General features: G+C 50.5%; 5 protein-coding genes. All 5 read right to left on the reverse strand.

The window, feature by feature from the left end; genetic code table 11:
* Window positions 1-91: 91 nt before the first annotated feature.
* Genes KIO97_RS24395 through KIO97_RS24415 form a run of 5 tightly spaced genes read right to left on the reverse strand, consistent with a single transcriptional unit; the run spans window position 92 to window position 4,411 of the window.
* Complete coding sequence (locus tag KIO97_RS24395; RefSeq protein WP_285384201.1) at window positions 92-328, reverse strand: hypothetical protein; 237 nt, start codon at window positions 326-328, stop codon at window positions 92-94.
* Window positions 325-660, reverse strand: a complete 336-nt coding sequence (locus tag KIO97_RS24400) for a hypothetical protein (RefSeq protein ID WP_285384202.1) — start codon at window positions 658-660, stop codon at window positions 325-327. The genes KIO97_RS24395 and KIO97_RS24400 overlap by 4 nt, the downstream gene beginning before the upstream one ends.
* Window positions 660-2,843, reverse strand: a complete 2,184-nt coding sequence (locus KIO97_RS24405) for a hypothetical protein (protein ID WP_285384203.1) — start codon at window positions 2,841-2,843, stop codon at window positions 660-662. Before KIO97_RS24405 ends, KIO97_RS24400 begins: the two co-directional genes overlap by 1 nt.
* Entirely contained in the window at window positions 2,836-3,471 is a 636-nt protein-coding gene (locus KIO97_RS24410; RefSeq protein WP_285384204.1) for a hypothetical protein, read from the reverse strand. Before KIO97_RS24410 ends, KIO97_RS24405 begins: the two co-directional genes overlap by 8 nt.
* Complete coding sequence (locus KIO97_RS24415) at window positions 3,455-4,411, reverse strand: outer membrane beta-barrel protein (protein WP_105069255.1); 957 nt, start codon at window positions 4,409-4,411, stop codon at window positions 3,455-3,457. The genes KIO97_RS24410 and KIO97_RS24415 overlap by 17 nt, the downstream gene beginning before the upstream one ends.
* Window positions 4,412-4,936 lie beyond the last annotated feature (525 nt).

Genomic DNA, 4,936 nt, shown 5'->3' on the forward strand with positions numbered 1-4,936 from the left:
TCGCTCAATGACAATAGCCAATGCAATTAGGCCGATAGCCGCGATAGGGAACATGAATACGCCCCCGTTTTTAAAAAATGTCATGATAGTATCAGTCATCTTTTTCCCACTTTACTTTCTGGTTGATAAATTCTAATAAGGCCGCGTCCGCTTGGTTTTCTTTTTCCATGTCAGGTAACGGCAGAAGATAGGGGCGAAATGCCTCTCCCATCGTCTGAGCATCGATGAAGGTGATCCCGCTATTTTCAGAAGGCGTCGCGACATCTTCTGCCCACACACTGGCCGCTCCCATCAGCAACACACTGCTCAATAAAAAAACGCGCATCATAAGTTCTCCTTGGCCCAACGGCGCCATTGCTCTACCAGTTCGGGCGCCACGTTTTCAGGAAAGGCAGCCCCGCTTTTGATGCCTTGGTACTGCCCAGTTAATATCAACGAATCCACGTACCGACGAACCAATGCCTCATCACGAATAGGCGTCTGACACGCCAGAAAAGCCTGCTGATAAGCATAAGGCGCCTGACGCTCATCTTTTTGCGTCAACGTTTCAGCGCACGCGGTTACGACAGCTGATTGAGCGGGAGGCGGTGCTGGATTTTCTGGCGTTTGAGCGCACCCAACCAAGCCCAGAGATAACAGACCAATTTGCCAAAATTTCATCACCACTCCCCCATCAATAACACGGCATCAAGCACTCGTACGTCCATCACGCCCTCCACTTTCTGGGCCACCACCTGACGCACATAACGCTGAGCTTGCGCCTCTCGCTGCGACGCTTGTTCACGCAGGACTGGCTTCAAGGCATCCGGCGCTTGCGCCGCTTGAAGGGTTAAGAACTGACCAAACCGCCCTTCGAGTTGCCCTAGGAGCCACAACTGCGCACTGGCATTTGCAACCGGCGCACTCGACAACTTCGCCTTTAACTGATTGTACGTTGCCAAGGCTTGTTGAACCGCAACCATCGTATCTGAGGCTTCCACATCAAAAGCACGGTCTAACGTCGCCTCGTCAGTTCGCAACTGCACCATTGTCTGAACCCCTTCATTCGATACTTGACGAACTTGTTGCTGCACCTCTTGAGATAACGAGGGGTACACACTATCTAAATAGCGCACAACACGAATGTCATCCGCCTGTGTCAGCGGGGTTGGCTGCGCCAAGCGCATTAGGAGGTAATCCACCGCCGCTTCTGTCTCATCTTGAGAGATGGACCAGTATGCCAACTCCAAAGCATGACGCTCCGGCGTTTGTTTTAAGCGGGGGACCAGCAATGCCATCTGGCCAGATTGACGTAAGCGTTCATCAATTTGCGCATCGACCACGCCTTGCTGCTCTGGCGTTAGAGCCAAGGAGGCCTCCAGACCGGCAAGGTAACTCAGTCGTGCAGAAGACATCGGCTGGGCATTAACCGCAAACATGGCCGTATCAAGACGCATGTCCGCACTGCCGCTCTCCGCTATCGCCACCATGGCGGCCTCGTCTCCTTTCTCTCTCATCGTCACATACTCAACCTGACGCTGCTCTTGTTGCAGTGGCGAAATCATGCGCTCAGGCAACTCGGTTTGCGCCCACACGACAGAGGAGAAACACTTCTGCGCCTGAGCGTATTGTTTATCCTGAGTAAGTTGATGTCCTTTTAAAGCCCGAACGGTCATCGGCAGCGTAGTGTCGCACTCCTCAACCAATGCTGCATAATCGCCCGCCAAAGCGAATGAGGTTTCATCCGGCTCGGCTGGAATAGAAAAATACCCCGCCAGCAATTTCTGCTGCGTCGCGTTAGGTAAGGAGGGGGTAAAAACAGAAGTGATAGCCGAACGCTGCTGGGTTAATGTCGCCAATGACACCACGTCCGAATAGAAAAACGTTGGACGCCCTTCGTCGTATCGGTAAAGGCGATTTTCTAAGTATGCTTGCTGCGTTTTAGGGTTGGCTTTACCAAAGCGGCGCTGCGCCTCCAACAACCCATCAGACCACTGTGACCGCTCACTGTGATTACGGGTATCAAAGTAGTAATGCACCAACAAGTGGCTGTACTCATTCACCGCCCCTTCATCAGCAATCACACGACCAGGCTCTGTGACCGCCACCTTTAGGTATGCCTCCATCAACGCTCGCTCATCTTTTACCAAGTCATGCTCTCTCGCGAACCCCACTAGACTCCGACGATAGGCCTGCTGCTCTGGCAATGTTGACAACATAGACAATCGACGAGTTTGCTCAGAAAGCGATTTTGCATACAGGCCATTGCGCTCATAAAAGTCCGCCAGCTGCTGCGCCAACGCTTCATCCCCATCCCCCGGAAGATGCAACGCCTGGCTAGAAACGCCATAGTTAACCACCATATCTTGGGCAACGTTCAATGCCGATGTCGGATTTTCCTGATAAGCCTCTGGGGGCATCTGATTAAATGTCGTTATCGCTTGCGAGGTTTGATTGAGCTGCATTAACCCCACCACCCACAGCAAACGATAGGCTTCCTGCTCCTGAGGTGGAAGCGCCGCAATTTCCGCAACGCCCTTCGCTGCCTCCCCATTAAGTAATAACGTTTGAATGTTCAGTTGGCGCAAGGTTGGCTGATAAGAAGAGTAACTCGCTTGGGAGAGCAAAAAGTTCACGTTATCAAGAAACACATCGCTTGTTTCCGGCGTCACTCGCTCACTCTGCTTTAATAAAATGTTCATCACGCGCTCTGTGTCCGCCCCATCAAGAGCGTACTGTTGAAGAGCGTCAGAGACGGGCGCTTCTAACGCCGTAAGGTAATCGGTATAGAGTAACGGCGAACCTTGGGCGCCATAACTGAGTAATCCCCCTAACACCATCGAGGATAATACGGTTTTATTCACGGGCTTGTTCTCTTTTGTAAATAAAGTAACGAAGGATTTGCTCTTCTGCGTTTACGTCTTTTTTAAGTTGCGAAGCAATGGCCATCACCGCCTCATCTAAACGCTCCGCCTGCAATTGCATTTGCACTTTGAGCTCACTGACATCTTTCGCGGGGAAATCCTCTGTCATGCGTATTTGCTTTTGATTTATCGCCTGCAACGACTTGAGGTATTTCAACTCTTTATAATAGTGACGCAATTCGGCACGCGTTGGCTCTGCACTTAGCGCTCCTTCCCCCAGTGCGTAGCGATAAAGTTGCGTTCTTTGCGCCATATCAGCATCAAGCAATTGGATATAACGCGGCAAATCGGGCACCGTTTTTCCTTCCACCAAAGACTGGTAAACCGACAGTAACGCTGTAAATGACAACGCCCCCTCTTGCGACGCCGGCGCCAAAGCCCGATAATCCGCATCCACTAACGATGCCACCAACACCTCATCATGCATAGGTAAAAGCTGGCAATCCATTACCGACTCAGGACACCAAGCTGACAATACCGACCAATCCGTCTCTTTACCATGAGCCGCTATCGGCCCACCCAACAACAGCGCCAACACCACGCCAAAAACATTAAAACGCTTGGACATGCAACGCCTCTCCTAATAAGTGGGGCTTTATTGACAGCAAGAAGTTTAGTCCCTGACTGTGATAAAGCACGACCGAATGCGTACCTTCCACCTGATGACGTTCGCCCGTTTTACGGCTCGTCCCAACCAAAGTAAAGCGCAACGTATGCTCACCTTTTGGCAGCCTCGCCTCTAAGCGGCCCACCTGCGCACTCAGTGGTACTTCATACGTCGTGTCACCTTCATCCAACATCAGTGTCAAACTCTGCCAATCAACCTCTGATGCCACGTCACTTTGAATCACAAACTGGCTAGCATCTTGACTTAATCCGTACCCATCTAGTGCCTGCTCTAACTGCGCCGATTGCGCAAACGTGTCGGCCCTCAAGTCGGCCAACGCAGGTGTGACATCCTCATCATTCAACAAGGTGACTGCTGGTGCCGGACGAGACCAGTGCAAGCGTGCTCCAAGCACCCAAGCGTTCGGTGAAAACGAGTCAAACGAATCGCCTACAAAAAAACGATATCCACCAAATACGTCCCAGTAACGATTCACTTGGTAACTCAGTTCAACATTTGGGGTGACATCCCAAACAAAGTCATTGTTGCGATAGTTAGCTTCTTTAACGGTCTGATAAACAGAAGCGACCCCCACCCCACCTTTTAATGTCATTTTATCGAGCAAAAAGTGAGGCACACGGTACGTCGCTGAGAGCGCAACCCAAGACTGCTCTACGGAATATTGGTCAATGTCAGCCGCACTCGTTAAATGACCATTCAACTCCACTCCCCAAGGAGAGTCGTCAAAGTTAACCCCAACACCCCCTCCCCACTGCGAAGTGCTCTCCTCCCCAAAACCGTAAGTTCCATGCACATATGGCTGCGCTGCAACCGCAGAAAAAACCACGCCACCACAAGCCACACTCAACAGAGTTGGGCGCACCAAGGAAGATATCGACATAATTGTTGTGTCCCCAAAAGTTATATAGGTTTGTACTATCGGTGTTGCGGCACTTCCCGTACCCCACCCTTTCATTTCAAAAAAGCAAGAAAAATCACGTCCCTGTGCGTTCCCTTACTTCTCCCTCTTTGATATTTCGGCTCTTTTGAACCTAGGCCCTTCTTGAGTATACGAATGCGCAAGAAGACAGCCATCTTGCACTCGATACGACAACTTGCCGAGGTTCGAGTGCGCTCTGCACTTTTTGACTACGAGGGCTTCAAGCCCACATTGCTCCTGTAAACGAACGTGAATACGTTCTCGTACCGAAAGCCAATAGTTCTCAACCCCGTTAAACATCGCAACGAACATCTTCAATATAAACGAGCTTTTGAGCCTCATCAGGCGACGTCATCGGACTGACCTTTTTACTTCTGCTCTCTACGACTAAATAGTGTTAATAGTGAGTAAGTTAGTACCACTAAGCTCTTATTAATCATTGGTCAATTTAAGCAAAACGCAAAAAAAAACGATAAAATTGAGCGT

This window comes from Vibrio sp. B181a (genome assembly GCF_030248375.1).
In the GTDB taxonomy this organism is placed as follows: domain Bacteria; phylum Pseudomonadota; class Gammaproteobacteria; order Enterobacterales; family Vibrionaceae; genus Vibrio; species Vibrio campbellii.

What these genes read in the sequence shown, in the direction of transcription:
- KIO97_RS24400 (WP_285384202.1), bottom strand. Translation starts at nt 660, where the DNA reads ATGAAATTTTGGCAAATTGGTCTGTTATCTCTGGGCTTGGTTGGGTGC.
- KIO97_RS24395 (WP_285384201.1), bottom strand. Translation starts at nt 328, where the DNA reads ATGATGCGCGTTTTTTTATTGAGCAGTGTGTTGCTGATGGGAGCGGCC.
- KIO97_RS24410 (WP_285384204.1), bottom strand. Translation starts at nt 3,471, where the DNA reads ATGTCCAAGCGTTTTAATGTTTTTGGCGTGGTGTTGGCGCTGTTGTTG.
- KIO97_RS24415 (WP_105069255.1), bottom strand. Translation starts at nt 4,411, where the DNA reads ATGTCGATATCTTCCTTGGTGCGCCCAACTCTGTTGAGTGTGGCTTGT.